An 18,846-nucleotide genomic window follows, 5' to 3' on the forward strand; every position below is an offset into this window, starting at 1 on the left:
AGGCCGGCTGGAACAAGGCCGGGGACGTGCCCTGTGAAACGGAACTTTGGGGCAGGCGGCCTTTTTGCCTTGCCCGCCGGGCGCCCGCCCGCACTGACTGGAGATTTCCTTGAAAGCACGGCTTGACGCGATCGACTGGCACATTCTGGACGAGCTGCAACAGGATGGCCGGATGACCAATGTGGAACTCGCCCGCCGTGTCGGCATCTCCGCGCCCCCGTGCCTGCGCCGGGTGCGCGCGCTGGAAGAGGCCGGGCTCATCCGTGGCTACCGCACGCTGCTGGACGAAAAGCAGCTCGGCTACGAGGTGACGGCCTTTGCCATGGTCGGCCTGCACAGCCAGACGGAAGCGGACCTCAACGGCTTCGAGGAGCGGGTCAACAGCTGGCCCATCGTGCGCGAGTGCTTCATGCTTTCGGGCGAGGTGGACTTCCTGCTGAAATGCGTCGCCCCCGACCTTCAGACCTTCCAGACCTTCATCATCCGCGAACTGACCGCCGCCCCCAACGTCGACAGCGTCCGCACCGCCCTCACTATCCGCCGCACCAAGGACGAGCCCACGGTGCCGATCGAGCGGTGAGGGCAGGCGGCCTATTGCTGAATAGGGCTGGTCTCTAGCTTCCGGGTGTTGCGGCTGATCCTGCAAGGATGCCGCCGTCGATCGTCAGCTCTGTGCCTGTCATGTAGGGGGCCTCGTCAGACGCAAGGAACACGGCGAGCGCCGCAACTTCCTCCGGTTGGCCGAAGCGCCGCAGCGGCGTATCGGCCACCATGGCAGCCTCTCGTTTTTCTCTGTCCGGCCCGTTGCCCAGCATTGGCTCCCACATGGGAGTCATGACGGCGGCAGGATGGATCGAGTTGCAGCGGATCTTCAGGCCCTGGCCGGCACAATAGAGCGCCACGCTCTTCGTGTGATTGCGTATGGCCGCCTTTGAAGAGGCGTAGGCGGCGGCCATCGGAATGCCGACCAGACCGGAGCGGGAGGAGATGTTGATGATCGACCCGGCGCCTTTCGCCCGCATGGCACGAATGGCATAGCGGCACCCTAGAAACGTGCCGTCGAGGTTGACCGCATGCACGGCTCTCCAGTCGGCAAGCTGCGCATGTTCAGGATCGTGCGCTGGCGGCGCGCCATTGGCCATGTCCTCAAAGCCGGTGACGCCTGCGTTGTTGACGAGAATGTCGAGTTCGGGGAACAGGCGCTCCGCCCGGCTCCAGTCCGCTTCAGAGGCCACGTCCAGATGACAGTATGTGCCGCCGATGGCCTCGGCTGTGGCTTCACCGCCTTCGTCGTTGATATCGGTCACAATGACGCTCGCGCCTTCATCGGCAAAGGCCATGGCAATGGCCGCACCAATACCGCGCGCCGCCCCCGTCACGAGAGCGCGCTTTCCAGAAAGTCTGGGCATGATAGTTCCTTGGATTCCAAAGTGAGGGTGTGTGGCCGCTGGTCATTCCAGCTCTCGATGAGCTTCTCTCATCAAGAGCGGCTAAAGCCCGTGCTGCGCTTGAGCAGCTTCAAAGCGTGATGCGTCAGTATCCAGGCTCTGGTCGAAAGCCAAGCCAGTGGCCACGGTTCGGCGAATATCCGGTTTACCGGTTGCGGTTGTCCATGTCCGTCACTCCTCAATGTAAGGCAAAGGGGTACCCAGCAGCAGGGGAGGGCGTCAAGGGCAGGACGGCTGGGGGCTTTCAGTGGGGGGCGTTTGTGGCGTTGGTGTGGTGTTATGTGGAGCTGAAATGAGTTGCGTCTATCGTAGATTGCATCTGCTACTGTCCGCCTCACTTAGGGGCCTAAGCCCATGCTGTCGGAGTTCTGTACGAAGCCAGATGGGTAAGAGATGCTGTCGATGCTCTTCATTGAGGCGCAAGGATCTCTGCCTAACGTCCTGTCCCGTCAAACACACAAACGGAGAAATTTTTCGTGCTATCCCTTTTAAAGCAAGGCGGGTCATCAAGCGGATGTTTTACAGGCCCAAGGAGTTCCGCTGAACCGCAATGCGTTGTGACTGGGTTGCTAAAAACTTCGTTACATGTCTCTGCCTCTAGGTGATCATATGATATTATTGTTCGCGTGAAAATTAGGAAGTAAATTGAAATATATAAGCAAAATTGAAGATCTAAATAGAAGATGCGAGCCAAGCATCAGCAAGATGACCGACTTTGAGGCTCTAGAGCACATCGGGCGATTGATCGACGATCTCGCATGACGAGAAGTTCGAGCGTGGTGCGAACCGTGCACTGTATTTGCTTGATGATCTTGAGAAGCGGTCTTTAGCTGAAGAGGATGCTGCTCTGGCTCAGTACTTTAGAGCTAACGCCTGGGCCGCTCTATCAGACATCCATGATGTTTCGCATTCGTGGTCATGGGAGATCAAAGAGCTTCAGGAACAGATGTTGGCGCTCGCAAAGGCGGTCAACCATCAAGGTTTTTCTAAACTTGATAAGTTGCGACGCTGTCAGATCCTAACCAACCGCGCAAATCTGCTCAATAGAGTTGGCCGATCGATCGATGCGATCGCTGAGTGGGACGATGCGCTCCGAATTATGCCGCAGTTCGCGATGGCGCTCGGGAATCGCGGTGCGGGGCTTCGAATTTATGCTAGTCTAGTAGACGATTCACATGAGCGTGCCATTTTGGCGCTTCATGCCTATGAGAGCTTTTGTGCGGCGATATCGCTAGATGCAGTTTACGACTCTCCGAATCCTGCGCCGATTATTGCGGAATTTCAGAACCGTGCCGACGCACTCGCTAAGAGTTTGAACGTCGATATGGTGCGGGAAATGCAGTGCCTTGATCAAGGTAAGCTCGGCCGATCAAGTGTAGAGCATACCTATCGGCAATGGTGCCTCGATAAGCGACTGTTTCTCTGCCCATTAAACGACCTTGGCCCGCATACTACCGCAGCTGTCGATAGTCTAACGTTGCCAGGAATCACGGAGCAGGGCGACGAGCGCCCCGGTGACTATTCACCACCACCTATCATTGGATTCTTTAATCAAATAAAGCAGGAGTATGTCTCAGCACGTTACATGCTGTTTGAAGGCCTAAGCAGTACAAGGGTCCATTTCTCCGATCGATGCGTTACGCTTACCGACACGCTCGATTACCCGCTCTATTCACTCGCAAGCGAGCGGATCAGGGCAGCATTCCGTATTGCCTATTCCCTCTTAGACAAGATTGCCTTCTTGGTCGATCGTTATTGGAAGCTTGGTAAGATTCCTGAGCATATTAGCTTTAAGAATGTTTGGATGATTGAGAGAAAATCACAGATTCTTCCGCAGTTCGAAAATTCTAAAAACTTGCCGCTTCAGGGGTTGTACTGGCTATCGAAGGAGTTGTTTGATGAGAATTTTAAAAAGACAACCTCTGCTGATGCGCAGGAGCTTCATGCGATTCGTAACGCTCTTGAACATACCTATCTGCGCGTTTTCGAGGGGTGGGCTGAGCCGTTTATGATAGGTACGCCGAGTGCCAGCGGCTTCGGCATTGCCATTGGAAGTGACGAGTTGGAGGCAAAGGCGATCCGGGTAATGCAGATTGCCAGATCCGCACTGTGCTATTTACTGTTTGCGATTGGCTACGAGGAACGAGAAAAGCGACGAGTTGAGCCTCACCGAGTTGTCGGTTCTTTTTCTCTGTATGGTATCAGAGACAAAAGGAAGCGCAGGTTTCTGGATTTGAGAAAATGATTTCTGCCTGAGATTGAATGTTTGAATTTTACCAAAACCTCCGATGCTGAATGGAGGACATGGACGATGGCGACGATGAATGTATCGCTTCCGGATCCGATGAAGGATTGGGTTGAAGCGCAGGCGGCGTCAGGGCGCTACAGCAATGCGAGCGATTATGTGCGGGACCTGATCCGGCGTGATCAGGAGCGTTGCGGCAAGATTGCCCATATGCAGATACTGGTAACGGAGGGCCTGGAAAGCGGCGTCAGCGGCCAGTCCATGGCCGATATCCTGAAAGCGGCGCGACGGCACGTCCAGACTGACCCGTCTTCGGATGGGATGTAAAATCGGGGCTCTGCGCAGCTGAGCGATGGCGCTTCGGCATTCTGAGGATGTCTTGCAGGCTTGTCTTCGCCCCCCCAAAAAAACGCCTGCGGCAGGCGTTGGCCTGAGATGGCTTGCATGGCACGCATTCCTCTCTTTCGTCATGGCCTGACGTATTCCAGCCATCTGCAAGCCTTTGATGTGTATAGGTCCTCGGCACAAGGCTGAGGATGACGGAGGAGAGTTGGCAGGTTTACCCCCAAACAAAAATGCCCGCGGCTGGCGCGGGCATTCTGGTCTTGCCGGGCGGGAGGGCCCGGAGGTTCGTTCTCTTGATCAAACCTCCTGAACAGCCCTCCTAATCAGGCGCGCTGAACAGGAGAGCCGGTCAGAGACGGATCAGAGGAACTGGACGTTCTCGATCTCGTAGGAGCGGGCGCCGCCGGGGGCGGCGACTTCGACGCTGTCGCCGATCGTCTTGCCGATGAGGGCGCGGGCGATCGGGGAGGAGATCGAGATCTTCCCCTGCTTCACGTCTGCTTCCACGTCGCCGACGATCATGTACTTCTTCTCTTCCTCGGTGTCCTCGTCGATGAGGGTGACCGTGGCACCAAACTTGACGGTGGTGCCGGAGAGCTTGGAGACGTCGATGATTTCAGCGCGGCTGAGCTTGTCTTCAAGCTCGGCGATGCGGCCCTCGTTGTGGCTCTGCGCTTCCTTGGCGGCGTGGTACTCGGCGTTTTCCGACAGGTCGCCGTGGGCGCGCGCTTCGGAAATGGCCTCGACGATCCGGGGCCGCTCGACCGACGTCCGCTCCTTCAATTCCACCTGCAGCATTGCGTAGCCGGCGGCGGTCATCGGGATCTTTTCCATTGGCCGTAGACCTTCTGGTTAAGTGGTCCGCTTGCGCGGACGAAACGTCAAAAACACAATCCAGCCGGACGTTTCACCGTCCGGCCGGAGTGCGGATGATACAGTTCTGGAGCGTCCTCCGCCCGGGTTCATGATCCGGCCAAGAGAAAACCGCTTCAGATGTAATGCTAAAAGCGCATTCTGATCGTGCGGGCCATGACGGCCCGCACGAGACTATGCTCTAGGCGAAGTAGGACTGCAAGGGCCTGACTTCAAGCCCCCGGTCTTGTAGGCTTCGATGCCCTTGGAAGCGGCCACGGCACCGGCCAGCGTCGTGTAATAGGGCACCTTCTGCAAGAGGGCTGCGCGGCGCATGGAGCGGCTGTCCGACATGGCCTGCATGCCGTCCGTGGTGTTGATCACCAGCTGGACCTCGCCGTTCTTGATCACGTCCACGATATGCGGGCGGCCTTCGGAAACCTTGTTGATCTTGGCGCAGGTGACGCCATGCTCCTCAAGGTAACGCTGGGTGCCGCTGGTGCCGATGATGCGGAAGCCGTTGGCCGCAAGGCGCTTCACCGCATCCAGCACGCCTGCCTTGTCCTGATCGCGCACGGAGACGAACACCGTGCCGCCCACCGGCACGCCCGTGCCGCCGCCGATCTGCGACTTGGCGAAGGCAGTGCCGAAGTTGGCGTCAAGGCCCATGACTTCGCCTGTGGAGCGCATTTCCGGGCCAAGGATGGTGTCGACACCCGGGAAGCGGGCGAAGGGGAACACGGCTTCCTTGACGGCCACGTGCTTCAGCGGCTTTTCGCTGAGGTTGAACGAGGCAAGGCTCTCACCGGCCATCACGCGGCTGGCGATCTTGGCCACCGGCACACCGATGGTCTTGGCGACGAAGGGCACCGTGCGCGAGGCGCGCGGGTTGACTTCGAGCACATAGATCTGGCCGTCGCGGATGGCGTACTGCACGTTCATCAGGCCGCCGACTTCGAGCGACTTGGCCAGGGCAACGGTCTGGCGCTTCAGCTCCTCGATCATTTCGGCCGAGAGCGTGTAGGGCGGCAGGGAGCAGGCGCTGTCGCCGGAGTGAATGCCGGCTTCCTCGATATGCTCCATGATGCCGCAGACGAACACGTCTTTGCCATCCGACAGGGCATCCACGTCCACTTCGATGGCGCCATCAAGATAGCGGTCGAACAGCAGCGGGTTGGTGCCGAGCAGGGTGTTGATCTGGCCGGTCTTGTCGTTCGGGTACTTGGCGCGGATTTCACCGGGCACCAGCTCCGGCAGGGTGCCGAGCAGGTAGGAGTTCAGCGATTCCTCATCGCGGATGATCTGCATCGCACGGCCGCCCAGCACGTAGGACGGGCGCACCACCAGCGGCAGGCCAAGCTGGCTGGCGATGAGGCGGCCCTGCTCGACGGAATAGGCGATGCCGTTCTGCGGCTGCTTCAGGCCGATCTTGGTCAGCAGGCGCTGGAAGCGGTCGCGGTCTTCGGCCAGGTCAATCATGTCCGGCGAGGTGCCGAGGATCGGCACATTGGCCTTGACGAGCGCCTGCGCCAGCTTCAGCGGGGTCTGGCCGCCGAACTGGACGATGACGCCGTGCAGCGTGCCATTTTCCTGCTCGGTACGGATGATCTCCAGCACGTCTTCTGCCGTCAGCGGCTCGAAGTAGAGCCGGTCGGAGGTGTCGTAGTCGGTGGACACGGTCTCCGGGTTGCAGTTGACCATGATGGTCTCATAGCCCGCCTCCTGCAGCGCGAAGGCCGCATGGCAGCAGCAATAGTCGAACTCGATGCCCTGGCCGATACGGTTCGGGCCGCCACCGAGGATGACCACCTTCTTCTTGTCCGAGGGGCGGGCTTCGCTGGCCAGCTCACCGGCAAAGGGCGTCTCGTAGGTGGAATACATGTAGGCGGTGGGCGAAGCGAATTCGGCCGCGCAGGTGTCGATGCGCTTGAACACCGGATGGACATCAAGGTCCGCACGCAGCTTCGCCACGTCCGCTTCGTCCTTGCCGGTCAGCGAAGCAAGGCGGGCGTCGGAGAAGCCCATGCCCTTCAGCTTGCGCAGCATCACGGCATTGTCCGGCAGGCCGTTGGCGCGGACCTTTTCTTCCATGGCGATGATGCCGGCGAACTGCTCCAGGAACCAGGGGTCGATGCCGCAGATGCTGTAGATCTGGTCCAGCGGCGTGCCGAGGCGGATAGCCTGCGCCACGTTGAGCAGGCGCGTCGGCGTCGGCGTCGAGATGGCGGCACGGATCGCGTTCTTGTCATCGCCCTGGCCAAGGCCGGGGATTTCGACTTCATCAAGGCCGGTCAGGCCGGTCTCAAGGCCGCGCAGGGCCTTCTGCAGGCTTTCCGGGAAGGTGCGGCCGATGGCCATCACTTCACCCACGGACTTCATGGCCGTGGTCAGCACCGGATCGGAGCCCGGGAACTTCTCGAAGGCAAAACGCGGGATCTTGGTGACGATATAGTCGATGGACGGCTCGAAAGAGGCCGGGGTGGCGCCGCCGGTGATGTCGTTCTCCAGCTCGTCCAGCGTGTAGCCGACGGCCAGCTTGGCCGCGATCTTGGCAATCGGGAAGCCGGTTGCCTTCGATGCCAGCGCCGAGGAGCGCGACACGCGCGGGTTCATCTCGATGACGACAAGGCGGCCGTTTTCAGGGTTGACGGCGAACTGCACGTTGGAGCCGCCGGTCTCCACGCCGATCTCGCGCAGCACCGCAATCGAGGCGTCGCGCATGATCTGGTATTCCTTGTCGGTCAGCGTCAGCGCCGGCGCGACGGTGATCGAGTCACCCGTGTGCACACCCATCGGGTCGATGTTCTCGATGGAGCAGATGATGATGCAGTTGTCCGCCTTGTCGCGGACCACTTCCATCTCGTACTCCTTCCAGCCCAGCAGGCTCTCGTCGATGAGGATCTGGCCAACCGGCGAGGCGTCGATGCCGGAGCGGGCGATCGTCTCGAATTCTTCGCGGTTATAGGCCACGCCGCCACCGGTGCCGCCAAGGGTGAAGGCCGGGCGGATGATGGCCGGCAGGCCGATCTCGTCCAGCGCCTTCATGGCTTCCATGAAGCCTGCGTTGCGGTCGTAACCGGTGATCTTGCCGTTGGCATCGCGGATGGCCGGGGAAGAGGCAATCGAGGCGCGCGGGTTCTCAAGCCCGATGACATCCATCGCAGCGCGGAACTTCTCGCGGTCTTCAGCCTTCTCGATCACATCAGCACGGGCGCCGATCATTTCCACGCCGAACTTTTCCAGCACGCCTTCGCGCTCAAGGTCCAGCGCGCAGTTGAGCGCGGTCTGGCCGCCCATGGTCGGGAGCAGCGCGTCGGGGCGCTCCTTTTCGATGATGCGGGCAACGACTTCCGGAGTGATGGGCTCAATGTACGTCGCGTCTGCCAGATCCGGGTCGGTCATGATCGTCGCCGGATTGGAGTTCACGAGGATGATTCGATACCCTTCCTCGCGCAAGGCCTTGCAGGCTTGCGTGCCCGAATAATCGAATTCACAGGCCTGACCGATAACAATCGGACCTGCGCCAATGATCAGGATGGAGGAAATGTCTGTGCGTTTGGGCATCGTGGCTCGCATCGGCCCGCCGCCGCGCTCTCTCGCGCGTGCGCCTAGGCTCGTCCTTGAGGAATGACACTGGTGGCTGAGCGCGCCTTATAGGCAATAAAGGCGAAGGATGAAACCCCGGATCGCCGTCAATCGAGCGCTTTTGCGTTTCCGTCTTCTTCCGGTACGGGAAGTGGCGGCGCCATGCGCGTGTTCTGGCCATCAAAATCGCCGATCCCGGCTTGCAGAGCATAGCAGGCGAGGCGGACGTATTTGGGGATTTCGACTGGCCGTCCGTCGCGGTGCCCCTTTTCATAATACTGGATCATCCGCTTTTTCAGACCCAGACGTTCCGCAGCATCCTTCTGCTTGAGGCCGAGCGCGCGCCGCCAGCTGCGGAACTGCTCCGGTGTCATGCCTGCCGTCTTCTTGCCGCTCATCGCTGCTACCTTGTGAAAGCCATCTGTCTGTCAGGCGGATAGCGCACCTGGTGCGCCCAAGAAAGCCTTCCATTGCGTCTGCCTCGCAGATTTCCGCTTGTCACCGGAGCGCAGGTCAGAGTGGGAGGGGGCTTCGGGGGCCATGTGCACATCTTATGCGAGTTAGTTCTCTTTCACGCACCTGTAAAAACTGCGTCTAACCTTTTTCAGAGGTGGTTAGCAGAAGGTAAAATACAATTGAGACAAATGATGAAGAAATTTCTTTCGAATTGGTAAGGTTAATATATGACCTAGCGTGATATCTTGTTTTCAAGGTTCTCGTCCGGGCGCATTGGTGATTATACAGAGGCCCTTCCGGGAAAGATTCTTGCTGGAAATTCATGGATCTGGCTCGGGTTACACTACTGAAATGTATAGACATGCTGCGCGAGGAAAAGTTGGGGTCTTCATCCGGAGTGGCAGAAGTTGCCGGGCAGATCATTGAACCGCTTGCGCGGCACCTGGAGCGCAATGGCCTTTCGATAGAAGAGGTGGCGCGCAAGGCTGGCGTCATGCTGCCGCCTGCCGAAGGACGTTACGAGCGCTACCTTCCGATGAATGACGTCGCTTGTCTTCTCCAACAGGCGGGTAAGCTGCTGGATGATCCGCTGATCGGCTTGAGGTCTTCCGTCATGGAGCCGGTCGTTCCGACCCATGCGCTTGTTCTTGCCTTGCCTTATGCGCCGACATTGCGCCGTCTCTTCGAGGTGTTTGAGGAGGCTCATGCATCGATTGTTGACCTTGAGGCTTGTGAGGTCCGGCAGGTTTCCGGCCGGCTTGAGGTGATCTGGCGCCATGTTCCCCGGGTTGTGCTGCGCGATCAGCTGAATGATTGCATCGCCATGCTGACGTGCATGTTCCTGTCCTTGGCGGCTGGGCCAGACTGCTTCAAGAATGTTGTGGTGCGCCTGGAACGGGAAAGGCCGGAGGATGCGCGGCTGCACCGGCAGTGTTTCGGGCCAAATGTGCAATTTGACCAGAATCACTCGGCGATCAGCCTGCCGGTAGAGCTGGCTGACAAACCGCTGCCGGGGGCGTATCCGATTCTCTTTGAGTCCCTGGTAGAGCTGGCTATGCGGCGGCTTGCGGATCGTGGACGGCTGTCAGGTATTACCGCGCTGGTCAGTGAGGAAATTGCCCGCCGTGTCGGAGAGAAGGACCTTTCTCTTGAAAGTGTTGCGCGTGCTGTTGGCGTCAGTGGCCGTGTGCTGCAGCGCAGGCTGAGCGAGCAGGGGGTTACCTTCCACGAGTTGCATGATGATGTTCGCCGTGGAATTGCAGCAGATCTTCTGCGCACGACCGGCTTGCCAATTTCAGAAGTTTCGTTCCGTCTTGGTTTCTCGGCCGTGGGCAATTTTACCCGCGCTGCCAAACGCTGGTTTGGCATGACCCCGAGCGAGTGGCGCAGGACTGAAGCGCGCCGCTGACTGGCTGAAAGATTGTCAATGGCTGCCGCGGTCTCTCAGTCGAGGCGCGACAGGTATTGCCTCGCAGCGTTTGAGCGCCCTGCGAAGATGCATGGCTGGCCCGGCAAAACCGGATGTTCCGGCACCTGCGTGTATGCCTCAGAGGCAGATACACGCGCAGTTTGCTCTTCCATCAAACATTCAAGATTAGGCAAGTAACGAATCGATCCGGCTTTATTTTTCGGGCCACTCAATGCTGCGTGGGGGCTGAAAACTACTTTCTGCACATCCAGGCTGCAGGATCCTCTCTCATTCTGGTTGTGTGATATTGGGCAATAACTGGACACTTTCAGTAAGGTTTAGTGCCTTTTGGTCCATAAGGATTAGATATTTATATCAATGATATCGCGGTCTGTTGTGGCTGTTTCCGTCTTCAGTTTCTTGTTGTTTTGTTATGTAGTCTTTATATATCTATATTGATAATTCGTAAATCTCATTTATCAATTAATTGTATTTTATATATTCTTTGTTGTTTATTCATTTGTGATCGTAATTCTCCAATTTTTCCTATTTTTTATTGTTGGCCCTGACGTTTCTTTGCAGAATTAAAGTGCAGGGTGATCGAAAAATGGCGTCATATGAGAAGGTGGATACGTGAAATGGGTGGCATATTAGTGCCCGTGACGTAAATGAGCGTTGTGTTTGCGGTGCCTTTTAGGGGCGTCTCGTTGCGCAGTGCGAAATGCGGAAAGTGCTCCCAAAGATCCGGGTCTCCAAGGTGGGAGGTGGCCGGGATCTGCTCTGGCGCATTCATTTGTCACGCCCTGTTCAACCACCAGGCTAGAAAACGATGAACAGCTTAGCACCCAATATGGTCGTCATTCCGGATATTGCAGGTCCGGTTGTGGATGAAGGCGGCGAGCCGAAACTCCTTGCGATCTCCGAAATGTCGGAGAATTTCGGCGTGACGCTCCGGACCCTGCGTTTCTACGAGGAAAAGGGCCTCATCAATCCGGTGCGTAAAGGTGCGCGCCGTTTCTATTCCGCCCGTGATGTGGGCCGGATGCGCGTCATCCTTCAGGCCAAGAAGATTGGCCTGACCCTGACCGAAATTCGCCGCGTTCTGAAGCTCGTTGAAAGCAACACGCCCCGCCGCAGCCAGCTGGAAGAGCTGCGCGGCATCTGTGCGGGTCAGCAGGACATGCTGCGTGAACAGCATGCGCTGCTGCAGGAGCAAGTTGCGGAAGTCGATCACGTAATGCAGTCCCTCGACCGGCTGATTGCCGTATCCTGAGTCCTGCATCGCAGATATTGAAGACCGGAGTCCGGACGGCAGGCCGGGCTCCGTTTCTTTTGTGTTCTGTTTGCATCTGACAACAGCGTGACTTGCGCTGCACCTGACAAAACGCCCCGGAAGCGTAATGCTTGCCGGGGCGTTTATTTGCCGTAGCTGTGTGCTGTCAGCGTATCAGGCGCTTGCCTGCTTTGCCTCACGCATCACTTCGGTGAAGCGCTGGAACAGGTAGTGGCTGTCACGCGGGCCAGGAGAGGCTTCCGGGTGATACTGCACCGAGAACACGGGCTTGCCCTTGAGGCGAATGCCGCAGTTGGTGCCGTCAAACAGGGAGACATGGGTCTCTTCCACGGTGTCCGGCAGGCTTTCCTTGTCCACGGCAAAGCCATGGTTCATGGAGGTGATTTCCACCTTGCCCGTGGTGTGGTCGAAGACGGGATGGTTCGCACCGTGATGGCCCTGATGCATCTTCACGGTCTTGCCGCCGAGCGCCAGCGCCAGCATCTGATGGCCGAGACAGATGCCGAAGACCGGCAGCCCCTTGTTCACCAGCGCCTGAATGGTGGCGACGGAATAGGTGCCAGTGGCCGCCGGATCGCCGGGGCCATTGGACAGGAACACCCCGTCCGGGTTCATGGCGAGGATCTCGTCTGCCGGAGTCTCGGCCGGAACAACGGTCACCTTGCAGCCCGCATCGGCCAGAAGGCGCAGAATGTTGCGCTTCACGCCGTAGTCGATGGCGACGACATTGAATTCCTTGTCCTGCTGCTCGCCGTAGCCTTCTTCCCAGACCCAGGGGGTCTGGGTCCAGCTCTGGCTCTGGCCACTGGTCACGTCCCTGGCAAGGTCCATGCCTTCGAGGCCCGGCCAGGCAGCGGCCTTGGCTTTCAGCGCGTCGATGTCGAACTTGCCATCGGGATGATAGGCAATGACCGCATTCGGCACACCGAGGTCGCGGATGCGGGCGGTCAGGGCGCGGGTGTCGATACCGCTGATCCCGATGATGCCGCGTGCCTTCAGCCACTCGTCAAAGCGGCGGACGGAGCGGTAGTTGGACGGGGAGGTGACATCGGCCTTCAGCACCGTGCCACGCACGCCAGAGGCGGACGCCATGTTCAGCGTCTCGATATCGTCCTCGTTCGCACCCACGTTGCCCACATGCGGGAAGGTGAAGGTTACGATCTGGCCGGCGTAGGAGGGGTCGGTCAGGATTTCCTGGTAGCCGGTGATGGCGGTGTTGAAGCAGACTTCTGCAACGGCCTCACCTTCGGCCCCAAGGCCCTGGCCCTCGATCACGGTGCCATCGGACAGCACCAGAAGTGCGGTGGCAGGCGGTATGGCCCACGCGTCTGCAGTCGCGGTCGTCATGTCTTGCAATCTCGGTGTTGTTGGTGACATCATGGGCACCGAACGCCCGGATATGCCGAACCCGAGCCAGGCGCTAGCCCCGTGCTTCAAGCGCGGGAATGTAGGGGAAGCGCCCCGGCAGGTCAACATTGGTGTTCGGGAATAAAAAGACCTTGAATCAAGGGCTTGTTCGCTTGGTACATTGCATGTGGGCAAATGGCCGGGTAAGAGGGCGTCTTTCAGCGGTCATATTCGTGGTTATTAGGGGCAAGACATGCGCGAAGACATCAGTGCGTCCTTGAAGGATGCGCTTGAGGCCGGCGACAAACGCCGCGCTGCCACCCTCCGCCTCATCCTGACTGCCATCAAGGATCGTGAGGCCGCTGCACGTGACAGCGGCCGTGACGGAATCACTGATGAAGAGGTGCATCAGTTTCTCAAGCGGATGCTGGCGCAGCGCGAGGAATCCCGTCAGGCCTATGAAGAGGCCGGACAGGTGGACCTGGCCGTTCAGGAAGAGGAAGAAAGCCAGATCATCCGCGAATTTCTGCCTCGCCAGATGGGCGAGGATGAAATGCGCCGTATCTGCGCTGAAACCATCTCGGATATTGAGGCGCAGGGGCTGCGTGACATTGGCCGCTGCATGAACTCCCTCAAGGAGCGCTATCCGGGCCAGATGGACTTCGTGCAAGCCTCCTGCCTGGTGAAGGATCTGCTGCGCACCCGGCCCGGAGACAGCTGAGGCGCACCGGGCAAGGCTGTTAAAGACTGCCCGCTCACCCCGGTTTGCGGGGATGCCCTTGCAGGTGGCGCCCTCGCGCTTTAAGTCACTGCTTCCCTCAACGGGGCACTCAAGGCTAATGTAATCCACTTGCCGCCATGGCCGGATGCCTCCGGCCCTGCGGGCCATTCCCGGCTTCCGGACAGGTTTCATGCGTTTCGACAACCGGCTACTGGACGAAATCAAGGCACGGCTGAGCCTTTCGGACATCGTGGGCCGGCGTGTGAGCTGGGACCGGCGCAAGACGCAGCCGGGGCGGGGAGACTTCTGGGCTTGCTGCCCCTTTCATCAGGAAAAATCGCCCAGCTTTCACGTCGATGACCGGCGCGGGCGCTACAAGTGCTTCGGCTGCGGCGCATCGGGCGATCACTTCCGCTTTCTGACGGATACGGAGGGCCTGAGTTTTCCCGAAGCGGTGGAGCGGCTGGCGGAGCAGGCCGGCGTTGCGCTTCCCGTTGCTGATCCGAAGATTGCCCGGCAGGAGCGCAAGAAGGCCGGTCTTGCGGAAGTCTGCGAAATGGCGGCGCAGTTTTTCCAGATGGAGTTTTGTGGCCCGCGCGGTCAGACGGCCCGCGCTTATGTGCAGCGCCGTCAGCTCAGTGCCGAGACCCTGAACGAGTTCCGCTTTGGCTTCGCGCCCGATACCCGCGACAGCCTGAAACACTATCTGACGGACAAGGGTGTCGAGGAGGCGGTGATGGTGGAGGCCGGTCTGGTGATCAAGCCGGACGATGGCCGCCCCTCCTATGACCGCTTCCGCGGGCGGCTGATGATCCCGATCCATGATGAGCGTGGCCGTGTCGTCGCTTTCGGCGGGCGTACTCTCGACCCCGATGGCCAGCCGAAATATCTCAACTCGCCGGAAACGCCGCTCTTCCACAAGGGCGTCATGCTGTTCAACGCCCACCGGGCGCGCGAGCCTGCGTTCAAGAGCGGGCAGGCCTTTGTCGTGGAGGGCTACCTCGATGCCATCGCCCTGTGGCAGGCGGGCCTGCGCCATGTGGTGGCGACCCTTGGCACGGCTTTCACCGAGGATCAGGTGCTGCGGCTGTGGAAGCTGGCGGCTGAGCCCGTCGTTTGCTTTGACGGTGATGCGGCGGGCATTTCCGCGGCGCACCGGGCGATTGACCGGATCTTGCCGGTGCTGCGCAGCGGCCATTCCTTCCAGTTCTGCTTCCTGCCGGACGGGCAGGACCCGGACGACCTGATCAAGGCACGCGGAATTGCCGGGTTCCATGAGGAGGCCGCCAAGGCGCAGCCCTTGTTCGAGGCAGTCTGGGAGCGCGAGATCAGCACCGCCAATCTGGACACGCCGGAACGCAAGGCTGCACTGGAAAAGCGTTTCGAGGATCTGATCGGCACCATCGCCGACGAGCGGGTGCGCAAGCGCTATCAGCTGGATTTCCGCCTGCGCCTTTCGAACCTGTTCTACGAGCATTCCCGCCGCCAGCGCAGCGCGGCTCAGGGCCAGCGGCAGAGTTGGGGACAGGGCGCAGAGCGCGGACGCGGGCGGCCGGGGAAGCCGCCGTTGCCTTGCAGCTTCTGACGCGCGGGCCGGGCGGTGAGGCCATCACTGCGCCGCAGGGGCCGCTGTTCGGCACAGAGCGTCTGGTCTGCGGGATGTGCGTGAAATTCCCCGACCTGCTCGACAAACACATCGAGCGGGTTGCCAGCCTTCCCTTTGCCGATCCGCTGCATGCGGGCTTCCGCAATGCACTGTGCCGCGTGGCACGTGACTTCAACAGCCTGACCGCAGCGCAGCTGGCTGAAGGTGTCGATGACAGCTTCTACAAGATCCTGCATGAGGTGATGACGGCGGACGAGGCGGGCGCGCAGAAGCACGGTGACTTCTCCGGCCTCTTCCAGCGCTTTCCGCTGCTCAAGGCGACGCCGCCGGAAGATTTCATCGAAGCTGCCTTCCTGCACTTCCTTGACCAGATTGAGCTGATGGCGCTGGAACAGGAGCTGAAGCAGGAACTGGCTGCTGCCGAACACGCCTTTGACGAACTGGCCTGGAACCGTATCCGCGGCCTGACGCAAGACCTTTCCCGCCGGCGTGAGGAATGCGCCCGTGAGGAGGGTGAACTGGCTGAACGTGCGAAAAAATTGCGCCATGCAGGCCCTGCAATGGTGCCAGGCCATGGCAATCAGGCGGCTTCGTCCCCACATTAACCGCGAGGCAGGTCCTCGGGATGTGCCGTTGAACCCGGCAAAGGGCGGCATTCACGGTCCAGACTGCGTTCTGACTGTGGCTATTTCGCGAATCACATTGACGATTCGCGAATCACACTTGCGAATCGGTGGCGTCGAGCTAAATAGGGGAATTCAGGCAGCCCACAGCGTTCATGATGGCAAGAGCCACGAGCGGAACATTCAGTCGCGCTGCATATCCTGAGGAATTGTCTGCCGGTCTGGCATTTGCCGGGGCGGTGTGGCGTCACTCGTCCGGTTTCCACCCTGCGGATGCAGGGCATTCCGGTACGGTTAAGTAGGACTTAAGGGACACCGATTTAAAAGCCGAATCATCGCAAGGTCTTCGAGAGCTGCGCGTTCCCCGCGCGCCGGAAGGCAGTCTGATGGTTCGGATGTGGGCGAACAGCCGGGCACGGCGCCGCAGACATGCGGCGGTTCTGGAGCAGAATATGGTAGCGAAAGCGACGCAGACGGAAGAAACCCAGGAAGCGGCAGCAGAAGGTCAGGATGGCCCGCTGCTCGATCTTTCTGATGCTGCCGTCAAGCGAATGATCAAGGCCGCCAAGAAGCGCGGCTATGTCACCTATGACGAGCTGAATGAGGTGATGCCCTCCGAGCACGTGTCTTCCGAGCAGATCGAGGACACGATGGCCATGCTTTCGGACATGGGCATCAACGTGATCGACAGCGACGAAGTCGAAGAAGCCCAGACCGACGACGCGGAAGAGGGCGGCGAAATCGCCGTTGCCAGCCCGACGGCGATTGCCAAGGCCAGCTCCGGCCGCGAGCCAACCGACCGCACCGACGACCCGGTGCGCATGTACCTGCGCGAGATGGGCTCCGTTGAGCTTCTGTCCCGCGAGGGCGAAATCGCTATCGCCAAGCGCATCGAAGCTGGCCGCGAGGCCATGATCGCCGGGCTCTGCGAAAGCCCGCTGACCTTCCAGGCCATCATCATCTGGCGCGACGAGCTGAACGAAGGCAAGGTTCTGCTGCGCGACATCATCGACCTTGAAGCGACCTATGCCGGCCCGGATGCCCGTGGCGGCCCCGTGGCGGGCGAAGGAGAGGGCGACGAGGAAGAGGAAGGCGATGGCGAACCGCGCAGCCCGGCTGCCGGCAGCGCCCCGCGTGAGGAGGGCGCGCCTGAGGGACTGCCCGAGGAAGGCGAAGAGGAAGAGGACGAATTCGAGTCCAACGTCTCCTCTCTGCCATGGAAGCGGAACTGAAGCCAAAGGTTCTGGAAACCTTCGACAGCATCGCTGACAGCTACAAGAAGCTGCGCCGCCTGCAGGATCAGCTGGTGGAGAACAAGCTCTCCAACAAGACCCTGTCGCCGAGCCAGGAGCGCCGCTACAAGAAGATCCAGGAAGAGCTGGTCGCCGATGTGAAGAGCCTGTCGCTCAACCAGAACCGCATCGATGCGCTGGTCGAGCAGCTCTATGACATCAACAAGCGCCTGATGGGCTATGAAGGGCGTCTGCTGCGCCTTGCCGACAGCCATGGCGTGGACCGCACGGACTTCCTCAAGCAGTATCAGGGTGCCGAGCTGGACCCGAACTGGCTGCGCAAGGTGGCCAATCTTGCGACGCGCGGCTGGAAGAACTTTGTCGCCAAGGAAAAGGACATGATCCGCGAGCTGCGTCAGGAGATCCAGACGCTGGCAACGGAAACGGGTCTCGAGATCACCGAGTTCCGCAAGATCGTGTCCATGGTGCAGAAGGGCGAGCGTGAAGCGCGCATCGCCAAGAAGGAGATGGTGGAGGCCAACCTGCGCCTCGTGATCTCCATCGCCAAGAAATACACCAACCGCGGCCTGCAGTTCCTCGACCTGATCCAGGAAGGCAACATCGGCCTGATGAAGGCGGTGGACAAATTCGAGTACCGGCGCGGCTATAAGTTCTCCACCTATGCGACGTGGTGGATCCGGCAGGCGATCACCCGTTCGATCGCCGATCAGGCCCGTACCATCCGTATTCCGGTGCACATGATCGAGACGATCAACAAGATCGTGCGCACCTCGCGCCAGATGCTGCACGAGATCGGCCGCGAGCCGACCCCGGAAGAGCTGGCCGAAAAGCTGCAGATGCCGCTGGAAAAGGTCCGCAAGGTCCTGAAGATCGCCAAGGAGCCGATCTCGCTGGAAACCCCGATTGGCGACGAGGAGGATTCTCACCTCGGCGACTTCATCGAGGACAAGAACGCAGTTCTGCCCATCGATGCGGCTATCCAGTCGAACCTGCGCGAAACCACGACCCGCGTGCTCGCCTCGCTCACCCCGCGTGAAGAGCGCGTGCTGCGCATGCGCTTCGGCATCGGCATGAACACCGACCACACGCTGGAAGAAGTTGGCCAGCAGTTCTCGGTGACGCGTGAGCGTATCCGTCAGATCGAAGCCAAGGCCCTGCGCAAGCTCAAGCACCCGAGCCGCAGCCGCAAGCTCCGCTCCTTCCTCGACAGCTGAGGACGCGGCGGTTCAACAGAATGAAGAGAAGGCCGGAGCGGCAACGCTCCGGCCTTTTCCTGTTTATGCCGGATCGACCAGAAGGCGGACGAGGCGGCGTGTGAGCGGCAGGGCAATGAGCAGCGCCGGGAAGGCGATGACCCATGACAGCGCCCATGCGGAAGGCCAGTTCGACAGGAAGTCAGGCCCGAAGCCGAGGTTCTTCGCCGTTGCGACGGCAGACACAACCAGTGTCATGAGGATGGACAGGATAAACGGCATGAGGATGCCCGCGTAGCGGGCGGGAAAGCGCCTGAGCTGCATTCGAATTTCCTTTGCAGGGAAAAAGCCGCCGTGAGGGCATATAAAAATCGCATCACGAACCTTGTGCGTGAGCGCCCTTGCGGACGGCTTCAGGTCTGGATGCGTTGCCTCACGTAAACGCTTACGGCCGGAATGACGGCTCCTCT

At 59.8% G+C, this 18,846-nt stretch carries 13 protein-coding genes and 2 pseudogenes; 9 read left to right on the forward strand and 6 right to left on the reverse strand.

What is annotated here, in order from left to right; translation table 11 throughout:
• The first annotated feature begins 109 nt into the window (after window positions 1–109).
• A complete protein-coding gene (locus ACQB61_RS04210) occupies window positions 110–580 on the forward strand; it encodes an Lrp/AsnC family transcriptional regulator (RefSeq protein WP_019964018.1) in 471 nt (156 codons plus the stop codon).
• Between the two features lie 34 nt (window positions 581–614).
• Here ACQB61_RS04210 and ACQB61_RS04215 read toward each other — a convergent pair whose 3' ends face one another.
• Window positions 615–1,409 (reverse strand): SDR family oxidoreductase, encoded by a 795-nt coding sequence (locus ACQB61_RS04215; protein ID WP_430511621.1) that lies wholly within the window; start codon window positions 1,407–1,409, stop codon window positions 615–617.
• Window positions 1,410–2,247: 838 nt separating this feature from the next.
• Between ACQB61_RS04215 and ACQB61_RS04220 the strand changes: the two genes are divergently transcribed.
• Together ACQB61_RS04220 and ACQB61_RS04225 are read left to right on the forward strand one after the other, a co-directional pair.
• Complete coding sequence (locus ACQB61_RS04220; RefSeq protein WP_430511622.1) at window positions 2,248–3,693, forward strand: LA2681 family HEPN domain-containing protein; 1,446 nt, start codon at window positions 2,248–2,250, stop codon at window positions 3,691–3,693.
• A 66-nt stretch (window positions 3,694–3,759) separates the two neighbouring features.
• Window positions 3,760–4,020 carry a type II toxin-antitoxin system ParD family antitoxin gene (locus ACQB61_RS04225; RefSeq protein ID WP_430511623.1) on the forward strand — a complete coding sequence of 87 codons (261 nt, stop codon included), beginning with the start codon at window positions 3,760–3,762 and terminating at the stop codon, window positions 4,018–4,020.
• A gap of 378 nt (window positions 4,021–4,398) precedes the next feature.
• Here the strand turns inward: ACQB61_RS04225 and greA are convergent, their stop codons facing one another.
• The 3 genes and pseudogenes from greA to ACQB61_RS04240 all read right to left on the reverse strand — a co-directional run bounded on the left by greA (window position 4,399) and on the right by ACQB61_RS04240 (window position 8,873).
• On the reverse strand, window positions 4,399–4,872 hold the full coding sequence (gene greA / locus ACQB61_RS04230; protein ID WP_055454032.1) for a transcription elongation factor GreA: 474 nt from the start codon (window positions 4,870–4,872) through the stop codon (window positions 4,399–4,401).
• Between the two features lie 220 nt (window positions 4,873–5,092).
• Window positions 5,093–8,454 (reverse strand): annotated as a pseudogene (gene carB, locus ACQB61_RS04235) (carbamoyl-phosphate synthase large subunit).
• 128 nt (window positions 8,455–8,582) lie between these two features.
• Window positions 8,583–8,873, reverse strand: a complete 291-nt coding sequence (locus tag ACQB61_RS04240; RefSeq protein WP_430511624.1) for a helix-turn-helix domain-containing protein — start codon at window positions 8,871–8,873, stop codon at window positions 8,583–8,585.
• A gap of 419 nt (window positions 8,874–9,292) precedes the next feature.
• On the opposite strand from ACQB61_RS04240, the gene ACQB61_RS04245 reads away from it, so the two are divergent.
• Together ACQB61_RS04245 and ACQB61_RS04250 are read left to right on the forward strand one after the other, a co-directional pair.
• Window positions 9,293–10,339, forward strand: coding sequence for a helix-turn-helix domain-containing protein (locus ACQB61_RS04245; RefSeq protein WP_430511625.1), 1,047 nt, complete (start codon window positions 9,293–9,295; stop codon window positions 10,337–10,339).
• 829 nt (window positions 10,340–11,168) lie between these two features.
• Window positions 11,169–11,612, forward strand: coding sequence for a MerR family transcriptional regulator (locus ACQB61_RS04250; RefSeq protein ID WP_430511626.1), 444 nt, complete (start codon window positions 11,169–11,171; stop codon window positions 11,610–11,612).
• Between the two features lie 174 nt (window positions 11,613–11,786).
• Here the strand turns inward: ACQB61_RS04250 and carA are convergent, their stop codons facing one another.
• Window positions 11,787–12,980, reverse strand: coding sequence for a glutamine-hydrolyzing carbamoyl-phosphate synthase small subunit (carA, locus tag ACQB61_RS04255; RefSeq protein WP_430511627.1), 1,194 nt, complete (start codon window positions 12,978–12,980; stop codon window positions 11,787–11,789).
• Between the two features lie 253 nt (window positions 12,981–13,233).
• On the opposite strand from carA, the gene ACQB61_RS04260 reads away from it, so the two are divergent.
• From ACQB61_RS04260 to rpoD, 4 genes and pseudogenes are all read left to right on the forward strand, one after another.
• Window positions 13,234–13,701, forward strand: coding sequence for a GatB/YqeY domain-containing protein (locus ACQB61_RS04260; RefSeq protein ID WP_430511628.1), 468 nt, complete (start codon window positions 13,234–13,236; stop codon window positions 13,699–13,701).
• 190 nt (window positions 13,702–13,891) lie between these two features.
• Window positions 13,892–15,286, forward strand: a complete 1,395-nt coding sequence (dnaG, locus tag ACQB61_RS04265; RefSeq protein ID WP_430511629.1) for a DNA primase — start codon at window positions 13,892–13,894, stop codon at window positions 15,284–15,286.
• Window positions 15,274–15,912 (forward strand): hypothetical protein, encoded by a 639-nt coding sequence (locus ACQB61_RS04270; RefSeq protein ID WP_430511630.1) that lies wholly within the window; start codon window positions 15,274–15,276, stop codon window positions 15,910–15,912. The genes dnaG and ACQB61_RS04270 overlap by 13 nt, the downstream gene beginning before the upstream one ends.
• Before the next feature lie 470 nt (window positions 15,913–16,382).
• A pseudogene (gene rpoD / locus ACQB61_RS04275) lies at window positions 16,383–18,397 on the forward strand (RNA polymerase sigma factor RpoD).
• Between the two features lie 63 nt (window positions 18,398–18,460).
• On the opposite strand, the gene ACQB61_RS04280 reads toward rpoD, so the two are convergent.
• The gene (locus ACQB61_RS04280; protein WP_430511631.1) at window positions 18,461–18,700 is read right to left on the reverse strand and encodes a DUF2798 domain-containing protein; all 240 of its coding nucleotides are present in this window, start codon (window positions 18,698–18,700) and stop codon (window positions 18,461–18,463) included.
• Window positions 18,701–18,846 lie beyond the last annotated feature (146 nt).

The organism is Pannonibacter phragmitetus, from assembly GCF_050510895.1.
GTDB lineage: Bacteria > Pseudomonadota > Alphaproteobacteria > Rhizobiales > Stappiaceae > Pannonibacter > Pannonibacter phragmitetus_B.